The 22,905-nt window shown below is 61.3% G+C and carries 20 protein-coding genes and 1 pseudogene; 9 read left to right on the forward strand and 12 right to left on the reverse strand.

Features of this window, described 5'->3' with window-relative positions; translation table 11 throughout:
• Positions 1 to 148: 148 nt before the first annotated feature.
• From HX812_RS06510 to pgeF, 3 genes are read left to right on the forward strand one after another with little or no spacing between them, the layout of a single operon-like run.
• Positions 149 to 928, forward strand: a complete 780-nt coding sequence (locus HX812_RS06510; RefSeq protein ID WP_038842771.1) for a PhzF family phenazine biosynthesis protein — start codon at positions 149 to 151, stop codon at positions 926 to 928.
• A 36-nt stretch (positions 929 to 964) separates the two neighbouring features.
• On the forward strand, positions 965 to 2,794 hold the full coding sequence (gene ggt, locus HX812_RS06515) for a gamma-glutamyltransferase (protein WP_050572371.1): 1,830 nt from the start codon (positions 965 to 967) through the stop codon (positions 2,792 to 2,794).
• A gap of 26 nt (positions 2,795 to 2,820) precedes the next feature.
• Positions 2,821 to 3,546 (forward strand): peptidoglycan editing factor PgeF, encoded by a 726-nt coding sequence (gene pgeF, locus HX812_RS06520; RefSeq protein ID WP_038842769.1) that lies wholly within the window; start codon positions 2,821 to 2,823, stop codon positions 3,544 to 3,546.
• On the opposite strand, the gene ddlA is transcribed toward pgeF, so the two are convergent.
• Genes ddlA through HX812_RS06540 form a run of 4 tightly spaced genes read right to left on the reverse strand, consistent with a single transcriptional unit; the run spans position 3,536 to position 6,139 of the window.
• Entirely contained in the window at positions 3,536 to 4,630 is a 1,095-nt protein-coding gene (ddlA, locus tag HX812_RS06525) for a D-alanine--D-alanine ligase (RefSeq protein ID WP_038842766.1), read from the reverse strand. The two genes, pgeF and ddlA, sit on opposite strands and share 11 nt — an antisense overlap.
• Before the next feature lie 44 nt (positions 4,631 to 4,674).
• A complete protein-coding gene (locus HX812_RS06530; protein ID WP_038842764.1) occupies positions 4,675 to 5,313 on the reverse strand; it encodes a LysE family transporter in 639 nt (212 codons plus the stop codon).
• A 33-nt stretch (positions 5,314 to 5,346) separates the two neighbouring features.
• Entirely contained in the window at positions 5,347 to 5,568 is a 222-nt protein-coding gene (locus HX812_RS06535; protein ID WP_038842762.1) for a helix-turn-helix transcriptional regulator, read from the reverse strand.
• 7 nt (positions 5,569 to 5,575) lie between these two features.
• Positions 5,576 to 6,139: a DUF2975 domain-containing protein gene (locus tag HX812_RS06540; protein ID WP_033898428.1), complete on the reverse strand. Its 564-nt coding sequence runs from the start codon at positions 6,137 to 6,139 to the stop codon at positions 5,576 to 5,578.
• 198 nt (positions 6,140 to 6,337) lie between these two features.
• On the opposite strand from HX812_RS06540, the gene HX812_RS06545 reads away from it, so the two are divergent.
• Entirely contained in the window at positions 6,338 to 7,159 is an 822-nt protein-coding gene (locus HX812_RS06545; RefSeq protein ID WP_038842759.1) for an AraC family transcriptional regulator, read from the forward strand.
• Here HX812_RS06545 and HX812_RS06550 read toward each other — a convergent pair.
• Positions 7,136 to 8,473, reverse strand: a complete 1,338-nt coding sequence (locus HX812_RS06550; RefSeq protein WP_152514685.1) for an MFS transporter — start codon at positions 8,471 to 8,473, stop codon at positions 7,136 to 7,138. The two genes, HX812_RS06545 and HX812_RS06550, sit on opposite strands and share 24 nt — an antisense overlap.
• 122 nt (positions 8,474 to 8,595) lie before the next feature.
• Here HX812_RS06550 and HX812_RS06555 point away from each other — a divergent pair, with 122 nt between their 5' ends.
• The gene (locus tag HX812_RS06555) at positions 8,596 to 9,480 is read left to right on the forward strand and encodes a LysR family transcriptional regulator (protein ID WP_038842753.1); all 885 of its coding nucleotides are present in this window, start codon (positions 8,596 to 8,598) and stop codon (positions 9,478 to 9,480) included.
• Between the two features lie 3 nt (positions 9,481 to 9,483).
• On the opposite strand, the gene HX812_RS06560 is transcribed toward HX812_RS06555, so the two are convergent.
• The 4 genes and pseudogenes from HX812_RS06560 to HX812_RS06570 form a co-directional block, all read right to left on the reverse strand.
• The gene (locus HX812_RS06560; RefSeq protein ID WP_038842750.1) at positions 9,484 to 10,059 is read right to left on the reverse strand and encodes a flavin reductase family protein; all 576 of its coding nucleotides are present in this window, start codon (positions 10,057 to 10,059) and stop codon (positions 9,484 to 9,486) included.
• Between the two features lie 53 nt (positions 10,060 to 10,112).
• Positions 10,113 to 10,544 (reverse strand): methyl-accepting chemotaxis protein, encoded by a 432-nt coding sequence (locus tag HX812_RS32325; protein WP_370590784.1) that lies wholly within the window; start codon positions 10,542 to 10,544, stop codon positions 10,113 to 10,115.
• A 108-nt stretch (positions 10,545 to 10,652) separates the two neighbouring features.
• Positions 10,653 to 11,471 (reverse strand): annotated as a pseudogene (locus tag HX812_RS32330) (PAS domain-containing protein); the annotation flags it as partial.
• A gap of 63 nt (positions 11,472 to 11,534) precedes the next feature.
• Complete coding sequence (locus HX812_RS06570) at positions 11,535 to 11,867, reverse strand: DUF2790 domain-containing protein (protein ID WP_038842744.1); 333 nt, start codon at positions 11,865 to 11,867, stop codon at positions 11,535 to 11,537.
• A 226-nt stretch (positions 11,868 to 12,093) separates the two neighbouring features.
• On the opposite strand from HX812_RS06570, the gene HX812_RS06575 reads away from it, so the two are divergent.
• From HX812_RS06575 to HX812_RS06585, 3 genes are all read left to right on the forward strand, one after another.
• Entirely contained in the window at positions 12,094 to 13,413 is a 1,320-nt protein-coding gene (locus HX812_RS06575; protein WP_038842742.1) for an OprD family porin, read from the forward strand.
• A 344-nt stretch (positions 13,414 to 13,757) separates the two neighbouring features.
• Positions 13,758 to 14,432 (forward strand): heavy metal response regulator transcription factor, encoded by a 675-nt coding sequence (locus tag HX812_RS06580; RefSeq protein WP_010213373.1) that lies wholly within the window; start codon positions 13,758 to 13,760, stop codon positions 14,430 to 14,432.
• The gene (locus HX812_RS06585) at positions 14,429 to 15,865 is read left to right on the forward strand and encodes a heavy metal sensor histidine kinase (RefSeq protein WP_038842737.1); all 1,437 of its coding nucleotides are present in this window, start codon (positions 14,429 to 14,431) and stop codon (positions 15,863 to 15,865) included. The genes HX812_RS06580 and HX812_RS06585 overlap by 4 nt, the downstream gene beginning before the upstream one ends.
• Here the strand turns inward: HX812_RS06585 and HX812_RS06590 are convergent.
• Genes HX812_RS06590 through HX812_RS06600 form a run of 3 tightly spaced genes read right to left on the reverse strand, consistent with a single transcriptional unit; the run spans position 15,789 to position 21,290 of the window.
• Entirely contained in the window at positions 15,789 to 18,926 is a 3,138-nt protein-coding gene (locus HX812_RS06590) for a CusA/CzcA family heavy metal efflux RND transporter (protein ID WP_038842734.1), read from the reverse strand. The genes HX812_RS06585 and HX812_RS06590 overlap by 77 nt on opposite strands.
• Positions 18,927 to 18,944: 18 nt before the next feature.
• Positions 18,945 to 20,051 (reverse strand): efflux RND transporter periplasmic adaptor subunit, encoded by a 1,107-nt coding sequence (locus HX812_RS06595; protein ID WP_038842731.1) that lies wholly within the window; start codon positions 20,049 to 20,051, stop codon positions 18,945 to 18,947.
• Between the two features lie 18 nt (positions 20,052 to 20,069).
• Positions 20,070 to 21,290, reverse strand: a complete 1,221-nt coding sequence (locus HX812_RS06600) for a TolC family protein (protein ID WP_038842728.1) — start codon at positions 21,288 to 21,290, stop codon at positions 20,070 to 20,072.
• 242 nt (positions 21,291 to 21,532) lie between these two features.
• Here HX812_RS06600 and HX812_RS06605 point away from each other — a divergent pair, with 242 nt between their 5' ends.
• Entirely contained in the window at positions 21,533 to 22,903 is a 1,371-nt protein-coding gene (locus HX812_RS06605) for a gluconate:H+ symporter (protein ID WP_033898410.1), read from the forward strand.
• Positions 22,904 to 22,905 lie beyond the last annotated feature (2 nt).

Raw genomic sequence — 22,905 nt, forward strand, 5'->3', positions numbered from 1 at the left:
TGTCTAGTGGGTATCCGCCCTGTTTGGTTCCAGGCAGGCTTTTCCATAACGGCGACTGCATGCGCAGGAAAAAACCGCTCATCTGTATTTTGACGCTTGCCTGACCCACTGTTAGTGTCCGGCTCCACCCTTACACGGAGTGCTCTCGATGAAACTGGATATCTTTCAGGTCGACGCTTTCAGTCAATCCGTCTTCGGCGGCAACCCGGCCGCTGTCTGCCCGCTGACCGAGTGGCTCAGCGATGAGCAGCTGCAAAACATCGCGGCAGAAAACAACCTCTCTGAAACCGCCTACTTCGTGCCCCGTGACGGGTTTTACGAGTTGCGCTGGTTTACGCCGGAGGTCGAGGTGGACCTGTGCGGCCACGCCACACTTGCGGCGGCATGGGTGTTGATTCACCAACTGGCGGATGCACCTGAAGTGTTGCGCTTTGCGACACGCAGCGGCGAACTGCGGGTGACCCGCAACGGCGACGAACTGGCGATGGACTTCCCGGCAAAGCAACCCCAACCCTGCGAACCACCCGACGGAATGTTGAGCGCGCTGGGCATTGAACAGGCCGACGTGTTCAGCACCGATGACTACATCGTGTTGCTAGAAGACGAAGCGCAAGTCGCCGCACTGAAGCCGGATTTCGCCAGCCTCAAAGGCTTGCCGAAACGCGGAATTGCAGTGACCGCCAAAAGCGCGCGATTTGATTTTGTTTCGCGCTGGTTCGGTCCCAACGTGGGTGTGAATGAAGACCCTGTCACCGGCTCAGCCCACACTTCACTGGCGCCATTCTGGGCCGAACGCTTGGGCAAGTCGCAACTCACAGCGGAACAAGGCGGAACACGTCGTGGCCAACTGCGCTGCGAACTCAAGGGTGACCGCGTGATCATTTCCGGCCATGCCGTGCTCTACCTTCAAGGCACGATTTATCTGTAAGAAGCAGTACCCCAAGGACAACAGATCATTCTCAAAATGAACGGAGTTCAGCGCGTGTTTTCGATTTCCCGCCTTCAACTGTCGGTGATTGCCGCAGCCCTTGCCCTGGCTGCATGCAACACTTCTGTCAACGAACAGCCCCCGGCCCCCGAACTGGGTTCAGGTTATCGCACCGACCTCATCACCCAACACGCCGAGCGCCATATGGCCGCCGCTGCCAACCCCCTGGCGGCCGAGGCTGGACGCGAAATGCTGCGCAAAGGCGGTTCGGCGATTGATGCAGCGATTGCGATGCAGGCGGTGTTGACCCTGGTGGAGCCGCAGTCATCCGGCATCGGCGGTGGTGCGTTCATCATGCTGTGGGACGGTAAAAACGTGCACGCCTATGACGGCCGCGAAACCGCGCCGGCCGGGGCGACGGAACAGTTGTTCCTGAAGGCCGATGGCAAGCCGATGGCATTCCCAGAGGCGCAGATTGGTGGGCGTTCGGTCGGCACGCCTGGCGTATTGCGCGCACTGCAGATGGCACACAAGAAGACCGGGCACCTGCAATGGGCCGAGCTGTTCGAGCCGGCGATCCGCTTGGCGGAACAGGGCTTCGCGATTTCTCCACGCCTGCACAGCCTGATTGCGGCCGACCGCTATATCGCACAGTCGCCGGACATGGCGGCGTATTTCCTGAACGCCGATGGCACACCAAAAGCCACTGGTACCCTGTTGAAAAACCCGGCACTGGCCAACGTATTCAAACGCATCGCCAAGGAAGGCCCGGATGCGCTGTATCAAGGGCCGATTGCCGATGAGATCGCACGCAAGGTGCAAGGCCATCGCAACGCGGGCAGCCTGTCCCAGGCGGATCTCAGGAGCTATACCGCCAAGGAGCGTACGCCGCTGTGCACCGACTACAAACAGTGGAAAATCTGCGGTATGCCGCCACCGTCATCGGGCGGAGTTGCCATTGCGCAAATCCTCGGCACCTTGCAGGCGCTGGAGGCCCGCGATCCTGCCCTGGCCATCGCTCCCATGCTTCCAGTGAAAAGCCCGTCGTCAGCCGGCCTTGAGCCCACACCGGAAGCCGTGCACCTGCTGGCCGAAGCCGGGCGCCTGGCGTTTGCCGATCGCGCGCTCTATGTCGCCGACGCGGACTTCGTCCCCGTGCCCGTGGCGGGCCTTGTCGCACCGGATTACCTGGCCAAGCGTGCGGCCTTGATCGGCGAGCGCAGCATGGGCATCGCCAAGCCGGGCGTACCTGCGGGCATCCAGGTGGCTTACGCGCCGGACCGCTCGCCGCTGCGCATTTCCACCTCGCAAGTGGTCGCCGTGGATGACCTGGGCGGCGCCGTGTCGATGACCACCACGGTGGAAGCGGCATTCGGCTCCCATGTGATGGTGCAGGGCTTCTTGCTCAATAACCAGATGACCGACTTCTCGTTTATCCCTGAAGAAAATGGTCAGCCCGTCGCCAACCGCGTCGAGCCCGGCAAACGCCCGCGTTCGGCCATGGCGCCAACCCTGGTGTTCGATCGCAACAGCGGCGAGTTACTGGCCACGGTCGGCTCGCCCGGCGGCTCGCAAATCATCGAGTACGTGAGCAAGTCCCTGGTGGCGATGCTCGACTGGAAACTCGACCCGCAAACCGCCATCAGCCTGCCTAACTTCGGCAGCCGCAATGGCGCGACCGAACTGGAAACCGGCCTGTTCAGCCCCGCGCTGAAACAGGCCCTCAAGGACAAAGGCCATGCGCTGAGCGAAATCGATATGACCAGCGGCATCCAGGCCATCGTCCGCACGCGGGATGCCCAGGGCAAGCTGTCGCTGAGCGGCGGCGCCGACCCTCGGCGCGAAGGCGCAGCGGTTGGCGACTGACGATTCAATCAACGGAGAATGCGCTCTTGCAACAGGCAGATAATCTCGGCGCCATTCCTGGCGTCGACCACGGTTTTTGTTCGATCAATGATCCACGGCGCCCGCAAGAAGTGTTTATCTGCAAGCAGGTACACAGCGCGTCAGTGATTGAATGGCAAGCGGATCAGGTGCCCAACACGGTAGAGGCAGATGGCGTGTGCACCGGCGAGCATCAGCCCATCGCCGTGATCACCGCCGATTGCCTGCCCATTCTCATTGCCTCAAAGAATGGCGAGAAAGTCGCCGCAGTGCATGGCGGATGGAAGGGGTTACACGCAGGGATTATTGCTAACGCCGTGCAGCGCTTCGCGGATGAGGGCATTGCCGCCGACCAGTTGCGGGTGGCGATAGGGCCGTCGATCAAGCCGTGTTGTTATGAGGTGAGCGAGGCGTTTATCGCACAGTTCCAAACGGATCAGGGGCACTTGTGGTTAAGCGGGCGAGCGCCGTGGAGCGTTGTGCAACCCGCGCCGTTGCTGGCGCCTGAAATCGCACCACCCCATGCCCGGCAAGCCGCAAGTGCGTGGTTTGATTTGAGTGGTTATGGCGTGATGTTGCTGCAAGCGGCCGGCCTGCGGCGGGATCAGATCGAGGTGAGTGAGGTGTGCACTTACTGCACGTCACCCACCTTTGCCAGCTACCGCCGAAGGACGCATCACCCGGAGGAGGTGAAGACGCTGATTTACTCGTGGATTGCTCGCATCACCGACTGATCTTCAACCCCTTGCGCCCCGCATGCCGCTCCAACGCCAGCTCGATCAGCCGGCTCACCAGCTCGCTGTAGCTCATCCCCGCCGCCTGCCACAGCTTGGGGTACATGCTGATGCGGGTGAAGCCAGGCAGTGAGTTGATTTCGTTGATCAGCACTTCACCCTCGTCGGTGAGGAACACGTCGACCCGTGCCAGACCGGAGCAGCCCAGCACCTCGAACGCCTCGATGGCCAACCCGCGAATGCGCTCACTGGCTTGCAGGCTGATGTTGGCCGGCACCACCACCTGGGCCGCCTGGTCGTCGATGTATTTGCTGTCGTAGGAATAGAAACCGCTGCTCACCACGATCTCGCCGCAACCGCTGGCGATGGGGTTTACGTTGCCGAGCACGGCGCATTCGATTTCACGACCTTTTACGGCGGATTCGACCAACACTTTTTCATCAAAACCCAGGGCTAGTTCAACAGCCGCGTGGTACTCGGCTTCGTCGCCGACTTTGCTCACGCCTACCGAAGACCCCTGGTTCGCGGGTTTGACGAACATGGGCAGGCCGAGCTTGTTCACCGCAGCCTCGAACGAAGTACGCGCCGTGTTGCTGCGGGTCAAGGTGATGAACGGGGTGACGGCAATGCCGGCATCGCGCAGCAGGCGCTTGCTGATGTCCTTGTCCATGCACACTGCCGAGCCGAGTACGTCGGAGCCGACAAAAGGCAGGTCCGCCATGCGCAACAGGCCTTGCAGGCAACCGTCTTCGCCGAGGGTGCCGTGGACGATGGGGAAAATCACATCCACATGTTCCAGCAGGCCCGAACCCGAGGTCTCCACCAGTTGCTGGCTGGCCTTGCCGGGCACCACCGCCAGCTCGCGGTTGGACTGGTTGAGGGCGATCAGGGCCGGGTTTTCCTGGTTGAGCAGGAAGTTCGACGTATCGTTGAGGTGCCAATGGCCGGCCTTGTCGATACCGATCAACACCGGCTCGAAACGGGAGCGGTCCAGCGCGTCAACAATGTTGCGCGCCGATTGCAACGAGACTTCGTGCTCGGCCGACCGGCCACCAAAAATAATACCTACCCGCACCTTGCTCATGACCCGGCCTCACTGTTGAAAGTAAGGCTTCTTACCACGGGCGGTCAGCGATTCGCTACCAGATGTGCACCGAACAGCAGGTAGCAGCCACCGGCAAAGCGGTCGAGCCACTTGCGCGAGCGGCTGTAAAGGTCAGCCATGCGCTCACTGGAAAACACCAGGGCCACGCAGGAATACCAACTGAACGACAAGGTGGCCATGGTCATGACCGCCAGGGTCAGCAGCATCGGCGAGGGAGACGGCGGCATGGTGGACGCGAAGATGGTCGCCACAAACAGGGCAGCCTTGGGGTTGGACAAGTTACCCAGCAACCCCAGGCGCCAAGCGGAGAACAGCGAGCGCCGCGCCTCGTCCGGCAGCACACTCTGGCTCATGGCCGGTGCCGAGCGTTTGAACAGTTTCAGGCCGAGATAAATCAGGTAGCAACCGCCGATGATCTTGAACGCCATGTACAGCATGGGCGCGGCGGTAAACAGCGACTTGATGCCCAAGCCGCCCGCGAGCCCCCACATGACAGTCCCGGTGGCCACTCCGGCCGATGCCACCACGCCATGGCGACGTGAGCAACTGGCCGCCAGTTGTGCGGTGTTGAAAAAGTTGGGGCCCGGTGTCACCACCGCGACCGTCCAGAGCAGGGCCAACGACAACAACGGCGCCGCGTAGGGCAGGTTGGAAAGCAGCATCGAATGATCCTTCTTCGCAGTGTTGATAAGGCCCTACTGGTCGGCGGCCGGCTCTGGCATATGAACCAGCAAATCGCCGGGCTGACAATCCAGGTAAGTACAGATGGCATCCAGCGTCCCGAGCCTGATGCCTTTGACCTTGCCCTGCTTGAGCAAGGAAAGGTTCTGTTCAGTAATCCCGATGGCCGCCGCCAGGTCCTTGGACTTGACCTTGCGCCGGGCAAGCATGACATCCAGCTCAATCACAATGGGCATGTCGATCTCAAACAAAAGTACGGTTTTCAGAATCCACTTCACTGGCCTGTAACAGGATACGCGCGATTACCGCAATACAGGCAGCCAGAAACAGGGCAACAAAGCTGGGCGCCGTCACGCTCAGGCTGATCATCCGCTGGCCGACCGGCTCGTTCATGGTCACCCAGACGCTCAATAGTGGCTCACATAAGAAATCCAGCAACACCCAGATCGCAACGGCCTTACCAACCTTACCCAGATGCAACGCTGCCGCACTGGAGAAATACTCGCCCCGCGCATAATTCTTGAACAACTTGCGCAGGTGATTCAGACCGGACGCCAGCGCCATCAAGGGAACACTGGACAACACGATCCCCCCCAGGATCTGCCAGAAGGGAAACAACGCCACCTGCTCGGCACGCCCTTGAATCTGGCGGTCGCTCAGTGCGAAGCCAAACCCAAGCCCGTCGGCCGAAGAACTCAATACCGGAAACAGCCAGACAGCCGCGTTGAGCACCAACATGCTGATGATCAGCAGGAGGGTGATCATCGACATACGCTGGCTGAGTTGAGCAAGACGTTGGGTATTCATGAAAGGCCTCTCTGAAGGAATGTCGAGGCAAGATAACCACAAAATTATCGTAAAACAATAATAATTCATTATAAAACAATACAAAAATAACCCTTTGACACTCATAAACAGAAACCCGCACGATCATTCAAGACTCGGCAGACAACCCGCGCCAGACTGGGTTAACGTACTTCCCTCTCTTTTTTGTGACACACCACCATGGGCAAACCCACCGCCACCCTCGACTGGCTTCACCGCGCCCCGCATGCCAGTGGCCTGGACCGTATCGAGGCGTACTTTGCCGGCTTCGCCTTCGACCCGCATCGCCATGACACCTACGCCATCGGGCGGACGTTGACGGGTGTGCAGAGTTTCCACTACCGCGGCGACATGGTCCACAGCCTGCCCGGCACCACCATGGTGCTGCACCCCGATGAGACCCACGACGGCCACGCAGGCAGTGATGAGGGGTTCAAGTACCGGATGATTTATGTCGAGCCGTCGCTGATCCAACAGATCCTCGGCGGCAAGCCACTGCCGTTTATCCCCAATGGTTTGTCCACCGACCTACGGCTGTTTCGCGCCAGCGAAGTGTTGCTGCAGAACCTGGATAACCCCATCGACCCGTTGCAGGAACAGGACGCCCTGTTCGACCTGGCCCACGCCTTGAGCAACGTCTCGGGCGGGATCATCAGCCGCAAGACGTTCGACTACGTAGCCGCCGAGCGTGCCCGGGAGTTTATCCACAGCGCCCTGGGCCGCAGCATCACCCTGGATGAAATGGCCGACCATGCCGGCCGCGACCGCTGGGCCTTGTCGCGGGATTTTCGATTGCTGTTCGGCACCAGCCCCTACCGCTACCTGACCATGCGTCGGTTGGATCTGGTGCGCAGCCTGTTGGCCCAAGGCCAATCATTGGTCGACGCGGCAATGACCGCCGGTTTCACTGACCAGAGCCATATGACCCGGCAATTTCGCAGCACCTACGGCATGCCACCGTCGCGTTGGGTAAAAATGTCAGACCGTTTCCAGAACAGATAACCCGGCCGGTTGCCTGAGACACAGCGCCAACACCGCGCCTGCCAGGGCGATCGCCGCGCTCCACCACAACGCCTGCTCGATGCCACCGGCGCTCGCTACCGACACCAGCACCGCCAGCCCCAACGCCCCGCCGATCTGCTGGCTGGTGGACGCCATCCCCGCCGCCACGCCCTGCTCCCCTGGCCGGATACCCAGGCCCGCCGCCACCCACATCGCGGTCCAGGTCATGCCTTGCCCGACACTCAGGATGAAAATCCCCGGCAGTAACGACCAGAACCCCACGCCGGTCGGCAGCGCCCATACCACCAGCGCAATGCCCACCGCCCCCGCCAGTTGCCCGCAGACCAAGGTGTTGCGCAAACCCAGCCGAACCAGCGAGCGCTCCGCCAACCAGATACCGAACGTACACACCAACGTCGCCGGCAAGAACGCCAGCCCCGCCTGCAATACGCTGTAGCCGTAGACCTGCTGGTAATACACCGCGAGGAAGTAGTACTGCACGCCAAAACTGCTCATGAACACCGCCGTCAGCACCATGGCCATGCGCAGTTCGCGGTAAGCAAGCAGGCGCAGCGGCATCAGCGGGTCGCGGCCTCGATGCTCGATCCAGGCGAACAGCCCGAGCAGTGCCAATGCCAAGGCCAGGCAACCGAGGGTGGACGGGGCCGTCCAGCCCCATTCCGGGCCTTGTACCAGGGCAAACACCAGTAACGTGCCGCCGACGGTCACGGTCAACGCGCCGCTGATATCGAAGTTGCGTCCACGCGCACGCTCACCATCAGCGGGGATCCAGTACCGCGCCGCCCACGCACAGCCGCCCGCCAGAGGCACGTTCACCAGAAATACCGCTTCCCAGCCCCACACCTGAGTCAGCACGCCGCCCAGCAACGAGCCCAACGCCAGCCCGGCCGCCGACGCCGCACTCCACACGGCAAACGCACGGTTGCGCGCCGGCCCTTCGGCGTAGTGGGTGTTGATCAACGCGAGCGTGGCCGGGAACAGCATCGCGCCGCCCACACCCTGCACCGCCCGCGCCAGTACCAGCAATATCGCGCTGCCGCCCAGCACAGCCGCCAGGGAAGCCAGGGCGTAGAGCGACTGCCCCACCCGGTACAAACGTCGTTTGCCGAGCAAATCGGTGGCCCTGCCACCCAACAGCAAGAACCCGCCAAATGCCACGCTGTAGGCGCTGACCACCCACTGCAGTTGTTGGGCGGAAAAATCCAGGTGCATGCCGATCCGCGGCAGGGCAACAAACACGATGGTGGCGTCCAGCGCAATGATCAATTGCGCGGTGGCCAGCAACGTCAGCATCCAGCCTGAGGGTCGAGAAGGAGACATCACAGCGTCCTGTCCGAAAATAAGAGAGCATCAGTTTCTTTCATGCCTGATCGATGATAAATACCGATATCACTCTTTCAGTAATGACTTTAATCATGGATCTGAACGCTGTTCGCTTGCTGGTCCGCGTGGCCGAAACCCGCAGTTTCACCCGCGCTGCCGGTGACCTGGGGCTGACCCAGTCCGGTCTGTCCCGTGCCATTTCGCGCCTGGAAAGCGAGCTGGGGGTTCGCCTGCTGCAACGCAACACGCGCAGCGTCAGCCTCACCCCCGACGGGCAGATGTTGTACGAGCGCAGTGCACCGTTACTGGCGGAACTGGCCGAAGCCGAAAAACTGATGCTCGACCGACGCAGCAACCCGTCTGGCCTGTTGAAGATCAGCACGCCGTCGTTGTTCGGACGCAAAGTGGTGATGCCGGTGATCGGCGAATTGACCCTGCGTTACCCCGAACTGCGCATCGAGGCAGTGATGACCGATCGCCTGGTGGATATCGTCGATGAAGGTTTCGATGCCTTGCTGCGTACCGGCGAGATCCAGGACCAGCGCCTGATCGCCCGCGCCCTACCGCCACTGCGTTGGGTCACGGTCGCCGCACCCGCTTATCTCGCACGTTTCGGCACTCCGAACTGCGTCGATGACCTCAAGCACCACAACTGCCTCACCGTACGCAACCTACGCAGCGGCCGCCTGGTGGATTGGCAGTTCATGATCGACGGCAGGGTGCAGGATGTCAGCGTCGAAGGGCGACTGATCTTCGATATCGGCGATGCGCTGGTGGACGGCGCCGTGGGTGGTTTTGGCGTTGCCCAGGTAATGGACTTTGCCGTGCGCGACGACCTCGCGGCCGGGCGCCTGGTTCCGGTGCTGGAAGACGTCGCCGGGCGCAGTCGGGCGATCTCGCTGGTCTATCCGCCGTCCCGGCAGTATTCCCCGAAGTTGATGGCGTTTGCCGAAGCACTGGCAAACGCACACTGGTAAGGCTTAGAGCTGACGGCCATCAATCGGCTCGCCTATCGTGAGGAAATGCCCGCCCGCCACATGGTGCAAGGTGCGCAGGTCATCATGCCCCTCGAAATGCCAGCGGCCGTCGCTGAATACGCGCTCGTCGGCATAGGCCGCGACCACTTCACCGAGGAACAGATCGTAGGTCTGCTGATTGTGAGGCTCGGGCAGCAGACGGCACTCCAGCCAGGCCACACAACCTTCCAGCAACGGCGCTTCGGTGTGTTCACCCTTGAACGTCTGCAAGCCGTAGGCGGCAAATTTGTCAGTGTCGGCGCCGGTGGTGTTACCCACGGTTTGCACAAGATCGGCCTGGGCCACGCAAGGCACCTGGAGCACAAAGGTGCCAGCGCTTTCGAGCAGTTGGCGGGTCCAGGTAGCCTTGTCCAGCACCACGGCGACTTTCGGCGGTTCGAAATCCAGCGGCATGGCCCAGGCAGCCGCCATGATGTTGCGTTGGCCGTTGTGCGCGGCGCTCACCAGCACGGTCGGGCCGTGGTTGAGCAAACGGTAGGCCTTGGACAGCGGAACGGGGCGACGGTGGGTAGGGCTCATGGACGGTCGGCTCTTCATGCAAGAAAGCGCCTACGATACCTGAAGCCCCAGGCTCAACTCGACAGTTGGTTGGCGAACTGCCCTACCGCACTGACCACCTTTTGCGCGCCGTCCTGGATCTCCACGATCACCGTGCCCGCCTCGGCCGCCAGGGCCAGGCCTTGCTCGGCTTGCAGGCGACCCTCCGTCATCAGGCTGACAGCATCGCGCGCCATGTCCTGGTTCTGACGCACCACGCCGACAATCTCCTCGGTCGCCTTACTGGTACGCGAGGCCAACTGCCGCACTTCATCGGCCACCACCGCAAAACCACGCCCCTGCTCGCCTGCACGCGCCGCTTCAATGGCCGCGTTGAGCGCCAGCAAGTTGGTCTGCTCGGCAATGCCGCTGATGGTCTTGACGATGGTCCCGATCACCTGGGATTGAGCATTCAGCGCCTCGATGCCCTCGCCAGCCTGTTGCATGTGCTTGGCCAGGTCGCGCATCACATCCACTGCCTGGGTCACCACGGTAGTGCCGCGTTGGGCGCTGTTATCGGTTTGCAGCGAAGTGCTGTAGGCAATGTTCGCGGCCTCGGCCACCGCCTGTTCCTGATTGACCTGATCGGTGATCACCGTGGCGAACTTGACGACTTTGTACAGCCGGTCGGTGGCATCCATCACCGGGTTGTAGGTGGCTTCCAGCCAGACGACGCGGCCGTGGCTGTCCACTCGCTTGAAACGCGCCGCAACGAACTCACCGGCGTTCAGGCGCTTCCAGAAGTCCTGGTACTCGGTGCTGTTGTATTCCTCCGGCTCGCAGAACATGCGGTGATGTTTGCCCTGGATCTGCGCCAGGCTGTAACCCATGCCGCCCAGGAAACGGTCGTTCGCGGTCAGCACGTGGCCACCGAGGTCGAACTCGATTACAGCGGTGGAACGCACCAGCGCGGTGATCAGGTTTTCATGCTCGCGAGAGGCCTCGATGGTGCGGGTGAGGTCGCTGGAGTAAATCGAAAAATGCTTGATGCGCCCATCGGAACTGCGCACCGGTTGCACAATCGAGCGCAACCACACTTCCTGGCCGTTGCCACGCATCAGGCGCACCGTGCCAGCGAAATGTTCGCCGCGCACCAGGGCGTTCTTGAAGCGCTGCTGGAATTCATCCCGACGCACATGGACCGGCTCCAGATCTTCGATCTTTCGCCCCAGCAGTTGGCCGCTCTGATAGGCCAACTCTTGCAGGAAGTTGGCATTGGCCCACTCCACCCGGCCTTCGGCGTCCAGCGTCAGGCACAGCATTTCGCTTTCCAGGCTCTCCTTGACCTGATTCAAGCTGGACAATTCTTCGCGAAGAGCCGACAGCTCCTGCTTCAAACGGGTGTTGAACATGGGGCACCGATGGTCAAATGGGGAGAGTGATCTGACCTGCATCGGCGCTGTCGGCGTTTTCTGAAGAGGGCTTTAGCCCCAGGCCCAACTATATTTTTGGATCCATCAACTGCCATTGTTTCGGCACACCCCCATCACTTGATATTCAAGGGTATTGAGCTTGCCGCTGGAGTCTTCGTAGGTCATGCGCGACGGCACCGGATTGCACGAACGGATCGGCGGCGTGACGTTGACCACCTTGGCAATGTCCAGCTCCAGGCCATAGCGATACACCTGGACCTCGGGCGCCGGCTTACCCTTTTTGGCGGCATAGTCGGCCATGGCTTTCTCATTGCGCTCCATCATCAGTGCGAACGTACGATCCCCCCCGCCCTCGGCCAAGGCACCAAAAGACAAAACTGCCGTTAACACGCCCAACGCGATTTTATAAAAATTCATGGTTAGTTCCTCGATTGAAAAGTTCAGTACCGAGACTAACCAACGGACCCTGACGCAATCTTCACCAGAACATTACTTATTTGTTAGATAACCGTGAGCTTCCAGAATTGTAATGTTCACGCCACTTCTTCGTTATCCACGGTTTGCAACTATCAGCCCGGGCCAGATCAATAAGAACGCCCACTCCCATAAGAAGCTGAACATTGCCAGTACCCAGGAGCGAACCATGCGTATCCGTCACTACAGCCTTCCCCTTTCACTGTGCGCCGCCTTGCCCTTGACCGCCGTGGCTGCGCAGGAGCCGCCCGAGGGCTTTATCGAAGGCAGCAGCGTTAACGTGCTGGCACGTAATTTTTACTTCAATCGCGATGATCGCAAGGGCCAGTCCAGCCCCACCGGCAACGGCTATTCAGAAGCCTGGGCGCAGGGATTGATTGGCCGATTCGAATCCGGTTTTACCCAGGGCACCGTGGGGTTCGGCCTGGACGCATTCGCCATGGTCGGCGTGAAGCTGGATTCGGGCACCGGTCGCAGCGGTGGCAAAGGCTCGTTCGGCGTGCTGCCGGTGGACAGCAACAACCACCCGGAAGACAACTACAGTAAATTTGGCGGCGCCGCGAAACTACGCGTACTGGACACCGTGATCAAAGCCGGCGATGTATTCCCGCTGACGCCGGTCGTGGCGTACGGTGATTCACGTGTCTTGCCGGAAAGCTTTCGTGGGGTCACCGCGCAAAACACCAGCCTTGAGGGCCTGAGCTTGCAGGGCGGGCGTTTGAGCGGCATGAGCCAGCCGACGCAAAGTGGCATGGACAAGGGCTTTGCCACCTTCTACGCGGGCCCGGTCGACTCGCCCTGGATTGGCTATTTCGGCGGCGACTACACCGTCAACGAAAACCTCAGCGTCAGCCTCTACAGCAGCCGCTTGAAAGACGCCTGGGACCAATACTACTTCGGCACCGCCGGCAACTATCCGCTGGGCGAAGACGTCTCGCTGTTCGGCGACTTCAACTACTACAAGGCCGTGGACGAAGGTAAAAAATTGCTGGGCGAATTCGACAACAACATCTGGAGTGCCAGGCTCGGGGTCAAGGTCGGCGCCCACAGCCTGGCCGTCTCGCACCAACGCAACAACGGCGATGACGACTTCGATTACCTGCGCCAGTCCGACTCGATCTTCCTCAACAACTCGATCCAGTACAGCGACTTCAACTCGCCCAAGGAACGTTCGTGGATGCTGCGCTATGACCTGGACATGCAAGCGTTCGGCATTCCTGGTTTGTCGTTCATGACCCGCTACGGCAAAGGCACCGGCGCTGACTACAGCAACGCCAACGCGGTGTACATGCGCCGTGACGCGGCCGGCAACCCGCTCACCGATCAGCGCCGCTGGGAACGGGACATCGAGGCCAAATACGTGGTGCAAGGTGGCCGCTTGAAGGACTTATCGCTGCGACTGCGCCAGGCGACAGTGCGCTCAAGTGCATTTGAGTCGGACCTGGAAGAAGTTCGCTTGATTGTCGAGTATCCCATTGCAGTACTTTAAGGGAGGCCAATTACATTCACTTGCCGATGCGCTACATCTGTTCACAAGTTGAAGTCTGTCAGAACTGTAATATTGGCCTCACCTTCCCGTTAAGTTGCACTTTTTACACTGCACATCGAACACAACTCATCTCTGCGGCTTTTGTGTAGCTCCTTTGGAACAGAGATGAACTTTTTGCGCCCCGATTGGGGCGTTTTTTTTGTGTGCTGGGTCAGTGACGAATCGTCGCACCCGCCTGACGCAGCTTGACCCTAAAGCTACTTCACGCTTCAGAGTTTTCCTACAGCCTACTCAGCCTCGCCATGAGGCCATGCCCCTTTTCGTTTTCTTTGAAGGTAACCCCCATGCGTATCCTTGTGGTTGAGGACGAACAAAAAACCGCCGACTACCTGCAACAAGGCCTGACCGAAAGCGGTTATGTGGTCGATTGCGCCGCCAGCGGCATCGATGGCCTGCACCTGGCCAGGCAACACAGCTATGAATTGGTGATCCTCGACGTCAACTTGCCCAACACCGACGGGTGGGAAGTGCTGGAGCAACTGCGCCGCGACGGTAACCAGCGCGTGATGATGCTGACCGCGCGCGGCCGGCTGGCCGACAAGATCAAGGGCCTGGACATGGGCGCCGATGATTACCTGGTAAAGCCCTTCGAATTTCCCGAGTTGCTCGCCCGTGTGCGCACTTTGTTGCGACGCAGCGAGCACATCCCGCTGCCAGACGTGCTGCGCGTCTCCGACCTGGAACTGGACCCCCGCCGACACCGCGCCTATCGCGGCAACCGTCGGATTGACCTGACTACCAAGGAATTCGCCCTGCTGCACGTACTGATGCGCCAAGCCGGCGAAGTGATGACCCGCACGCAGATCATCTCGCTGGTGTGGGACATGAACTTCGATTGCGACACCAATGTGGTGGAAGTCTCCATCAGCCGCCTGCGCGCCAAGGTCGATGACCAGAGCGAGGTGAAGTTGATCCATACCATTCGCGGTGTGGGTTATGTGCTGGAGGCGCGCCCATGAAGACCAGCAGCCTGTCGATGCGCCTGGGGCTGACGGTCAGCCTGATGGGCGCCGGGTTGGTGGTGCTGCTGGCGAGCCTGGCGTACCTGGCCCTGACGCACGAGTTGGACAAGCTTGCGCGCAAGGGCCTGGAAAACAAAATGGAGCAACTGGCCCATACCCTCAACCAGGGCCTCGATGAACACCGCATCACCAACCGTCCTCATTCACTGCTGGACCTGGTGATGGGCCACGACAACATCTACCTGACCATCCTCGGCGCAAGGCCCGATGCACCGGTACTGCTCAGCGTCGGCGCCAAGCCCCAGCAACCGCTGCTGCTAGACGTGCCCACGGGCAAGAACCTGGCCTATTTGAACTGGGTCGACGGCCAGGGCAATCGCATCCTCAGTGCGACGCGCCTGATGCCCTTGCAAGGTGGCGAGTATGTCCGCGTGCTGCTGTCGCTGGACCGCTCCGATGATGAGGCGCTGCTCAGTGCCTACCTGCGCTCAACCGTGATCGCCCTGCCGATGCTGTTGATCCTGATCGGCATGGGCGCCTGGTGGCTGGTGCAACGCGGGCTCGCGCCGTTGCAACAGTTCAGCCGTGTTGCGGCCAAGGTCACCACCCAGGACCTGACCCATCGCCTGTCCCTGGACAACCTGCCCAAGGAGCTGGGCGAACTGGCCGAAGGCATCAACGTTATGCTGCATCGCCTCGACGCCGGGGTGCAGCAACTGTCGCAGTTCTCCGACGACCTGGCCCACGAACTGCGCGCGCCTTTGACCAACCTGATGGGCAAGGCCCAGGTGACCTTGTCCCGCGAGCGGCCTTCGCAGGAATACAAAGCCGGCCTGGAATCCTGCACCGAGGAAATGGAGCGCCTGTCGCGGATTGTCTCGGACATGTTGTTCCTCGCCCAGGTCAGCCACCCCGCCGCGCGCGCCGGTTTTGCCCCGGTGTCGCTGGCACAGGAAGCACAGCGGGTGATGGAGTTGTTCGCCCTCAGCGCCGAAGACAAGCACATCACCCTGAGCCTGCGCGGCGATGCCTGGGTGATGGGGGATCGCCTGATGATCCAGCGCGCCATCTCCAACCTGCTGTCCAATGCCATTCGCCACACACCCGATGCTTCCAGTGTGTTGCTGCTGGTGGAAAGCTACGACCAGAACGTGTCGCTGTCGGTGGGCAACCCCGGGCGTGGTATCGAAGCCCATCACCTGCCCCACCTGTTCGAACGTTTCTACCGCGCCGACAACAGCCGCGCCCGTGCCGAAGGCGGCACCGGCCTTGGGCTGGCGATTGTGCAGTCGATCATGCACCTGCATCAGGGGCACGCCGACGTCAGCAGCCAGCCGGGCCGGTTTACACGGTTCAGCCTGGTGTTTCCTCTTCTTTGCGATGGGCCCACTGATACAACGCCGGCAGCACCAGCAAGGTCAGCAACGTAGAGGAAATGATCCCGCCGATCACCACCGTCGCCAGCGGCCGCTGCACCTCAGCGCCGGTGCCGGTGGCGAGCGCCATGGGGATAAATCCAAGGGACGCCACCAACGCGGTCATCAACACCGGACGCAGCCGGGTCAGCGCGCCTTCGTTGATCGCCATCGACAACGAGCGCCCTTCCTCGCGCAGGTTGCGGATGAACGCAATCATCACCAGGCCGTTCAACACCGCCACGCCGGACAAGGCAATAAAGCCCACCCCCGCCGAGATCGACAGCGGAATATCCCGCAGCCACAACGCCATGATCCCACCGGTCAAGGCGAACGGAATGCCGGTAAACACCAGCAGGCCATCCTTGAGGTTGTTGAACATCATGAACAGCAAACCAAACACCAGCAGCAGCGCCACCGGCACCACGATGCGCAAGCGCTCGGAGGCTTCCTTCAGCTGTTCGAACTGGCCGCCCCAGGTGGTCCAGTAGCCCGCTGGCACTTTCACCTGGGCGAGGATGGCCGCCTCGGCTTCCTCGACGAACGACCCGATATCCCGTCCACGCACGTTGGCGCTGACGATCACCAGGCGCTTGCCATTCTCGCGGCTGATCTGGTTCGGGCCGAGCACCAGGTCCAGGCTGGCCACTTGGGACAAGGCGATGAAACCCAACTGGCCAGACGCATTCCCCGGCACCGGAATCAACAGCCGCGACAACCCGTCGATATCGGTGCGCAACGCGTCGGACAAACGCACGACCATGTCGAAACGCCGGTCGCCTTCGTACAGCGTACCGGCCTGACGCCCGCCGACAGCGACGGCAATGGTGTCCTGCACATCACCCACGTTCAGGCCAAATCGTGCGGCCTTGTCGCGGTCGATATTGATGGTCAGCACCGGCAGGCCGGAGGTTTGTTCTACCTTGACTTCCGATGCGCCATTGAGCTTTTGCAGGGTCTCGGCGATTTCCCCGGCGGTCTTGTTGAGCACCGCCATGTCATCGCCGAATACCTTCACCGCCACATCGCTGCGCACGCCGGAAATCAGCTCGTTGAAACGCAGTTGGATCGGCTGCGACAACTCGTACGCGCTGCCCGGCACAATCGCACTGGCACGCTGGATATCAGCGATCAGGGTTTCGCGGGACTTCTTGGGATCCGGCCATTGGTCCTTGGGTTTGAGCATCACGTAGCTGTCGGAAATGTTCGGTGGCATCGGGTCGGAAGCAATTTCTGCAGTGCCGGTGCGCGCAAATACCCGCTCGATTTCCGGCACCTGGGCCATCAAGGTTTTTTCCAGTTGCTGTTGCATCTGCACCGACTGCGTCAGGCTGGTGCCGGGCACGCGCAGGGCCTGTTGGGCAAAGTCGCCTTCACTGAGGCTGGGGATAAATTCGCTGCCCATGCGGCTGGCGACAACGCCTGAAGCGACGATGGTCAACACGGCCAAGCCAAACACCAGCGGCCGACGCGTCATCACCCAATCCAGCACGGGCGCATAGACCCGACGCGCGCTGCGCATGACGATATTTTCTTCTTCCTTGACCTTGCCGGTGACGAACAGCGCAATCGCCGCCGGCACGAACGTCACCGACAGAATCATCGCGCCCAGCAGGGCAATCACCACGGTAAACGCCATGGGATGAAACATCTTTCCGGCCACGCCGGTGAGGGCGAAGATCGGCAGGTACACCACCATGATGATCAGTTGGCCGAAGATCAGCGCCCTCCGTGCTTCCTTGGCGGCGGCGAACACTTCGTGCAGGCGCTCGCTGCGCGTCAACAGTCGCCCGTGACGCTGCTGTGCGTGAGCCAAGCGGCGAATGGCGTTCTCGACGATCACCACCGCGCCGTCGACGATGATGCCGAAATCCAGCGCGCCGAGACTCATCAAATTGGCGCTGACCTTGTTGGTGAACATTCCGGTAAAGGTGAACAGCATCGCCAGGGGAATCACCATCGCGGTGATCAGCGCGGCGCGGATATTACCGAGGAACAGGAACAGCACTGCGACCACCAGCAGCGCACCTTCGAAGAGGTTTTTCTTCACGGTGGCGATGGCTTTTTCGACGAGGTTGGTGCGGTCGTAGACGGTGACGGCGACCACGCCTTCGGGCAGAGAACGGTTGATCTCTTCAAGCTTTTTCGCCACGGCCTGGGACACGCTGCGGCTGTTTTCGCCGATCAACATGAATACCGTGCCCAGCACCACTTCGCGGCCATTTTCGGTGGCGGCACCGGTACGCAGCTCGCGGCCGATCTCGACCTGGGCCACGTTGCGCACGCGAATCGGCGTGCCATCCGAACTGGTGATGACGATATTGGCGATGTCGTCGATGGACGCCAATTGCCCCGGCGCGCGGATCAGCAGTTGCTCGCCGCTGCGCTCGATATAGCCGGCACCGACGTTGGCGTTGTTGCGTTCCAGCGCCGTGACCAGGTCATTCAAGGTCAGGTTGTAGGCGGCCAGGCGCTTGGGGTCGGGTGCAATCTGGTATTCCTTGGCGAAGCCGCCGATGGTGTTGATCTCGGCCACGCCCGGCACATTGCGCAGTTGCGGCTTGATGATCCAGTCCTGGATAACCCGCAGGTCGGTGGGTGTGTAGGGCGTGCCGTCGTCCTTGAGTGCGCCGTCCTTGGCCTCGACGGTCCATAGGAAAATTTCCCCCAGCCCGGTGGAAATCGGCCCCATCGCCGTCTCGATGCCCAGGGGCAATTGCTCACGGGCGACTTGCAGGCGCTCATTGACCAATTGGCGAGCGAAGAACAGGTCCGTGCCGTCCTTGAAGATCACCGTGACCTGGGACAAACCGGAACGCGACAGCGAGCGCGTCTGCTGCAAACCGGGCAAGCCGGCCATGGCGGTTTCGATGGGAAAGGTGATGCGCTGCTCGGTCTCCAACGGTGAATACCCGGCCGCTGCCGAGTTGATCTGTACCTGCACGTTGGTGATGTCGGGCACCGCGTCGATGGGCAGTTTCTGATAGCTGGCGATGCCGACACCGGCCATCAACAGCACCGCCAACAGCACGATGATGCGCTGCTCGATGGCAAATTGGATAAGGCGCTCAAACATGAGAAGTCACTCGCGGGATCAATGGGCGTGTTCGGCCGAGCCTTTGCCCAGTTCGGACTTGAGGATGAAGCTGCCAACGGTGGCCACCTGTGCGCCGGCGTCGAGACCTTGGCGCACTTCGACGTAGCCGTTTTCGCTCGCGCCAAGCTCCAGGTGACGGGTGACAAACCCGTGTTCGGTGCGCATGAACACCGAAGGTTTGTCCTCGACGGTCTGGATCGCCTCCTGGGGGACGGTGACCTTGGCCTGGAACGTGTCGGTGGCCAGTTGCACACTGACAAACAAACCAGGACGCCAAGCATCGTCAGGGTTGGGCACGCTCACGCGCACAGTGGCCGTACGGGTTTGTTCACCCAGCAGGCTGCCGACATAGGCCACAGTGCCCTGCACTTCAGTGCCCATTTCCGTAGAGCTGACCTTGACCGGCTTGCCGACTCGCACCTTGTTCAAATCCTTGGGAAACACGCCGAACGTCACCCACACCTGGGACAAGTCCGAAAGGGTGAAGGCGTTAGTGGTCTCACTCACGACCTCACCGACACCCAAGTGTTTTTCCACCACCACGCCAGCGAACGGCGCACGCAGCTCATAACGATTGCCGCCCACCCATACGGCGCTGCCACTGAGGGCCGTCATCTTCTGGCGGGCATTGTTCAGGGCGATTTCGGCTTCCTGCAGCGTCTGGCGCGCCAGCAGGTAATCCTGCTCGGCGGAGATCTTGTCTTGCCACAATTGGCGTTCGCGCTGGAAGGTGGTGCGTGCCAGTTCGACCCGTCTCTCGCTGGCCGCCAATTCGCTGCGCTGGTCGGAAATCTGCTGGCTGGCGATCACCGCCAACAGCTCACCTTTCTTCACCGATTGGCCGAGGTTGACCTTTACCGACTCCACCACGCCCGCCGTACGCGGGAGGATGTGGGAGGTTCGATCTTCGTCAAAGCGCACTTCACCCGGCAGCACCAGCAACGTGCTGATCGATCGCGGTTGTGCCTGTGCGACCTGAATGCCAGCGGCCTGAATCTGCTGCTCGGTGAGTTCAAGCTCGCCTTCTTCTTCGTCGGCCTTTGCAAAGCTGGACAGCATCAGGCTCAAGGCGACGGCAAGCGCCACGCCATGTTTGTTGTTCATAAAGGACTCCAGGAAAAATCAAAACCGGGCGAGGTCGCCGTAAATCCGTTCGATACGCACCCAGGCATCGGTGGCCTGGGCGGTGGCGTTGAGGTATTGGGTGCGGGCCGCGATCAGCGTGCGCTGGGCGTCCAGCACGTCGAGGAAGCTGAACTTGCCCATTTCGAAACCACGGGTGGCGCTGTCCACCGCGCTTTGGGCGGCGGGCAGGATCTGCTGGTTGAACGCGCGCACCTCGGTATTCGCGGACTGCCACAGGTCCAAGGCCTGGCGGGTTTCGGTGCGCAGGCGCAGTTCGGTGGCGTTGCGCAGGTCGCGGGCCTGATCGGCGCGGCGGGTAGCGGCGAGAACGTTGCCCTGGTTGCGGTTGAACAATGGGATCGGCATCGACACGCCCACCAGGTTCACCCGCTCGCGCACGCTGGCGTCGTACTGGCTGCCGATGGACACGTCGAGGTCGGGAATGCGCTGGGCTTTTTCCAGGCCAACGCTGGCTTCGTTTTGCAGGATGCTCAGTTCGGCCAGGCGCAGCTCGGTGGTCTGCTCAAGGCGCGCCAACAACTGGGTGGCCGACGGCACGGTCGGTGTTGACGGGTTTTGTGTGGCGACGGCCTGGAAGTTCGGCGCGGCGCTGCCAGTACTGGCGGCCAGGCGACGATAGGCATCGGTAAGGCCAATCTGCGCGCGGTCAAGTTCCAGGCGAATCTCTGATAGCTGCACTTGGGCCCGAGTGGCCTCCACCGGTGAGGCCTTGCCTGCTGTCACCCGACCGTTGGCGACAACCAGCCCGCGCTCGGCCACAGTCATGGAACGCTGCGCCAAGTCGAGGCGTTCCTGGGCACGCAAAGCGCCGTAGTAGTTGTCGATGACTTCGGCGCGCAGGGTGTTGCGACGTTGCTCCAAGGTTAGCGCCGCGGCGTCCTGGGCGCGGGACGCCACGTCGATTCGCGCACCGCGTTTGCCGCCCAGTTCCAGGGCCTGGCTGATCTTGATGCTGGTGGTGCGGGAGTCACGGCGGGTGTCTTCCACATCCCAGGAGGCCACCGGATTGGGGATCAACCCGGCCTGCTGGCGCCCCCCCTGGGCAATGTCGATGTCCCATTGTGCCGCCGCCAGGTCGGGGTTGTGGCTGAAGGCGGTTTGCAGGGCTGAATCGAGGGTGAGGGTTTGTGCCTGGCTCGCGCTGGCAACCACCCACAACACGCCCGCCCCCAGAAGTTTTCTAACGGAAATTGCCATAACGAGAGTTCCACGCCCATGAAGTACAAGCGGGGGCAATGTAGCTGTCACGACTTATCAGGGCGGTGGAGCAAAGATTACAAATCCGACAGCAATGGCTCTGCGGCGGGCCTCACGGCGCCATACCGCTGATCGCACCAAAACGGCACATAAGCACTTGGCCATCGCGGGATCAGGTATGCTTTTCGGGCAGGAAACAAAAAGAAACAATTTCCCCAACCTGTTCGATAAGGAGTCCCGTTTTGGAGTTATCGACTGCCGCGTGGATGGTTCACGACACCCGCCTTATGTTCTGTGTACTGCTAGCCATCGCCAGCATCATCGTGCTGATCAGTGCGACCAAATTGCCGCCATTCCTGTCGATCCTGATCGGCACGTTTATCGCCGGGGTCGGCGCGGGCCTGCCGCCTGAAGAAGTGGCCAAGGCGTTCAGTAAAGGTGCCGGCGCGATCCTCGGTGAAGCCGGGATCATCATCGCCCTGGGCTCGATGCTCGGCGCGCTGATGGCGGAATCCGGTGCAGCCGACCGCATCGCCACGACCTTGCTCGGGTTGGGCAAGGGCAAGTCATTGCCCTGGGTGATGGCGCTGGTCGCCATGGTGATCGGCTTGCCGCTGTTCTTTGAAGTGGGCCTGGTCATGATGGTGCCGATCATCTTTGTGATGGCTAAGCGCTCAAACCAGCCGCTGCTAAAAATCGCCATCCCGGCACTGGCGGGCATGACCACCCTGCACGCCCTGATGCCACCCCATCCAGGGCCACTGATTGCGGTAGGCGCGCTGCACGCCGACCTTGGCCTGACCATGTTGCTGGGTTTCTGCATCGCGGTGCCGGCGGTGATCCTGGCGGGGCCTATCTACGGCAACTGGCTGTCCAAGCGCCTGCATGTGGATGAGCCAGCGGATATCGGCGCGCTGTTCAGCGCACCGCCCAAGGCACCGCGCCAGCCGAGTTTTGCAGTGTCGTTGTTGATTATTCTGTTGCCGGTGATTCTGATGTTGGGCAGCACCTTGGCCAAGGTCGCGCTGCCGGCTGAAAGCACCCTTGGCCTGACCCTGAAATTCCTTGGCGAACCGCTGATCGCCCTCGGCCTGGCCGTGATCGCCGCCGTGATCTGCCTGGGCTGGGCCGCCGGCATGCCGCGCACCGAGGTCGGCAACACCCTGCGCAAGGCCCTCGCGCCCATCGCCGTGTTGCTGCTGACCATCGGCGCCGGCGGCGGCCTGAAGCAAACCCTGTTGGATGCCGGCGTGAGCCAGACCATCAGCAAGGTCGCCGAAGGCGCGCACATGCCCTACCTGCTACTCGCGTGGTTGATTGCAGTTGCGCTGCGCCAAGCCACTGGCTCGGCCACGGTGGCTACCACGACGACCGCAGGCATCCTCGCGCCGATGATGGCCGGGCTGGCGGCGACGCAGAGTTCGTTGGTGGCCTTGGCGATTGGCGCCGGCTCGGTGTTCTTCTGCCACGTCAACGACGCCGGGTTCTGGATGGTGCGTGAGTACTTCGGCTTGCAGTTGAAGCAGACGATCTGGGTGTGGTCGGTGTTGCAGACCATTGTTTCGGTGGTTGGCTTGATCGGTACGCTGCTGTTCTGGCACTTCCTGACTTAAAG

Source organism: Pseudomonas sp. IPO3749, from assembly GCF_013386605.1.
GTDB lineage: Bacteria > Pseudomonadota > Gammaproteobacteria > Pseudomonadales > Pseudomonadaceae > Aquipseudomonas > Aquipseudomonas azotoformans_A.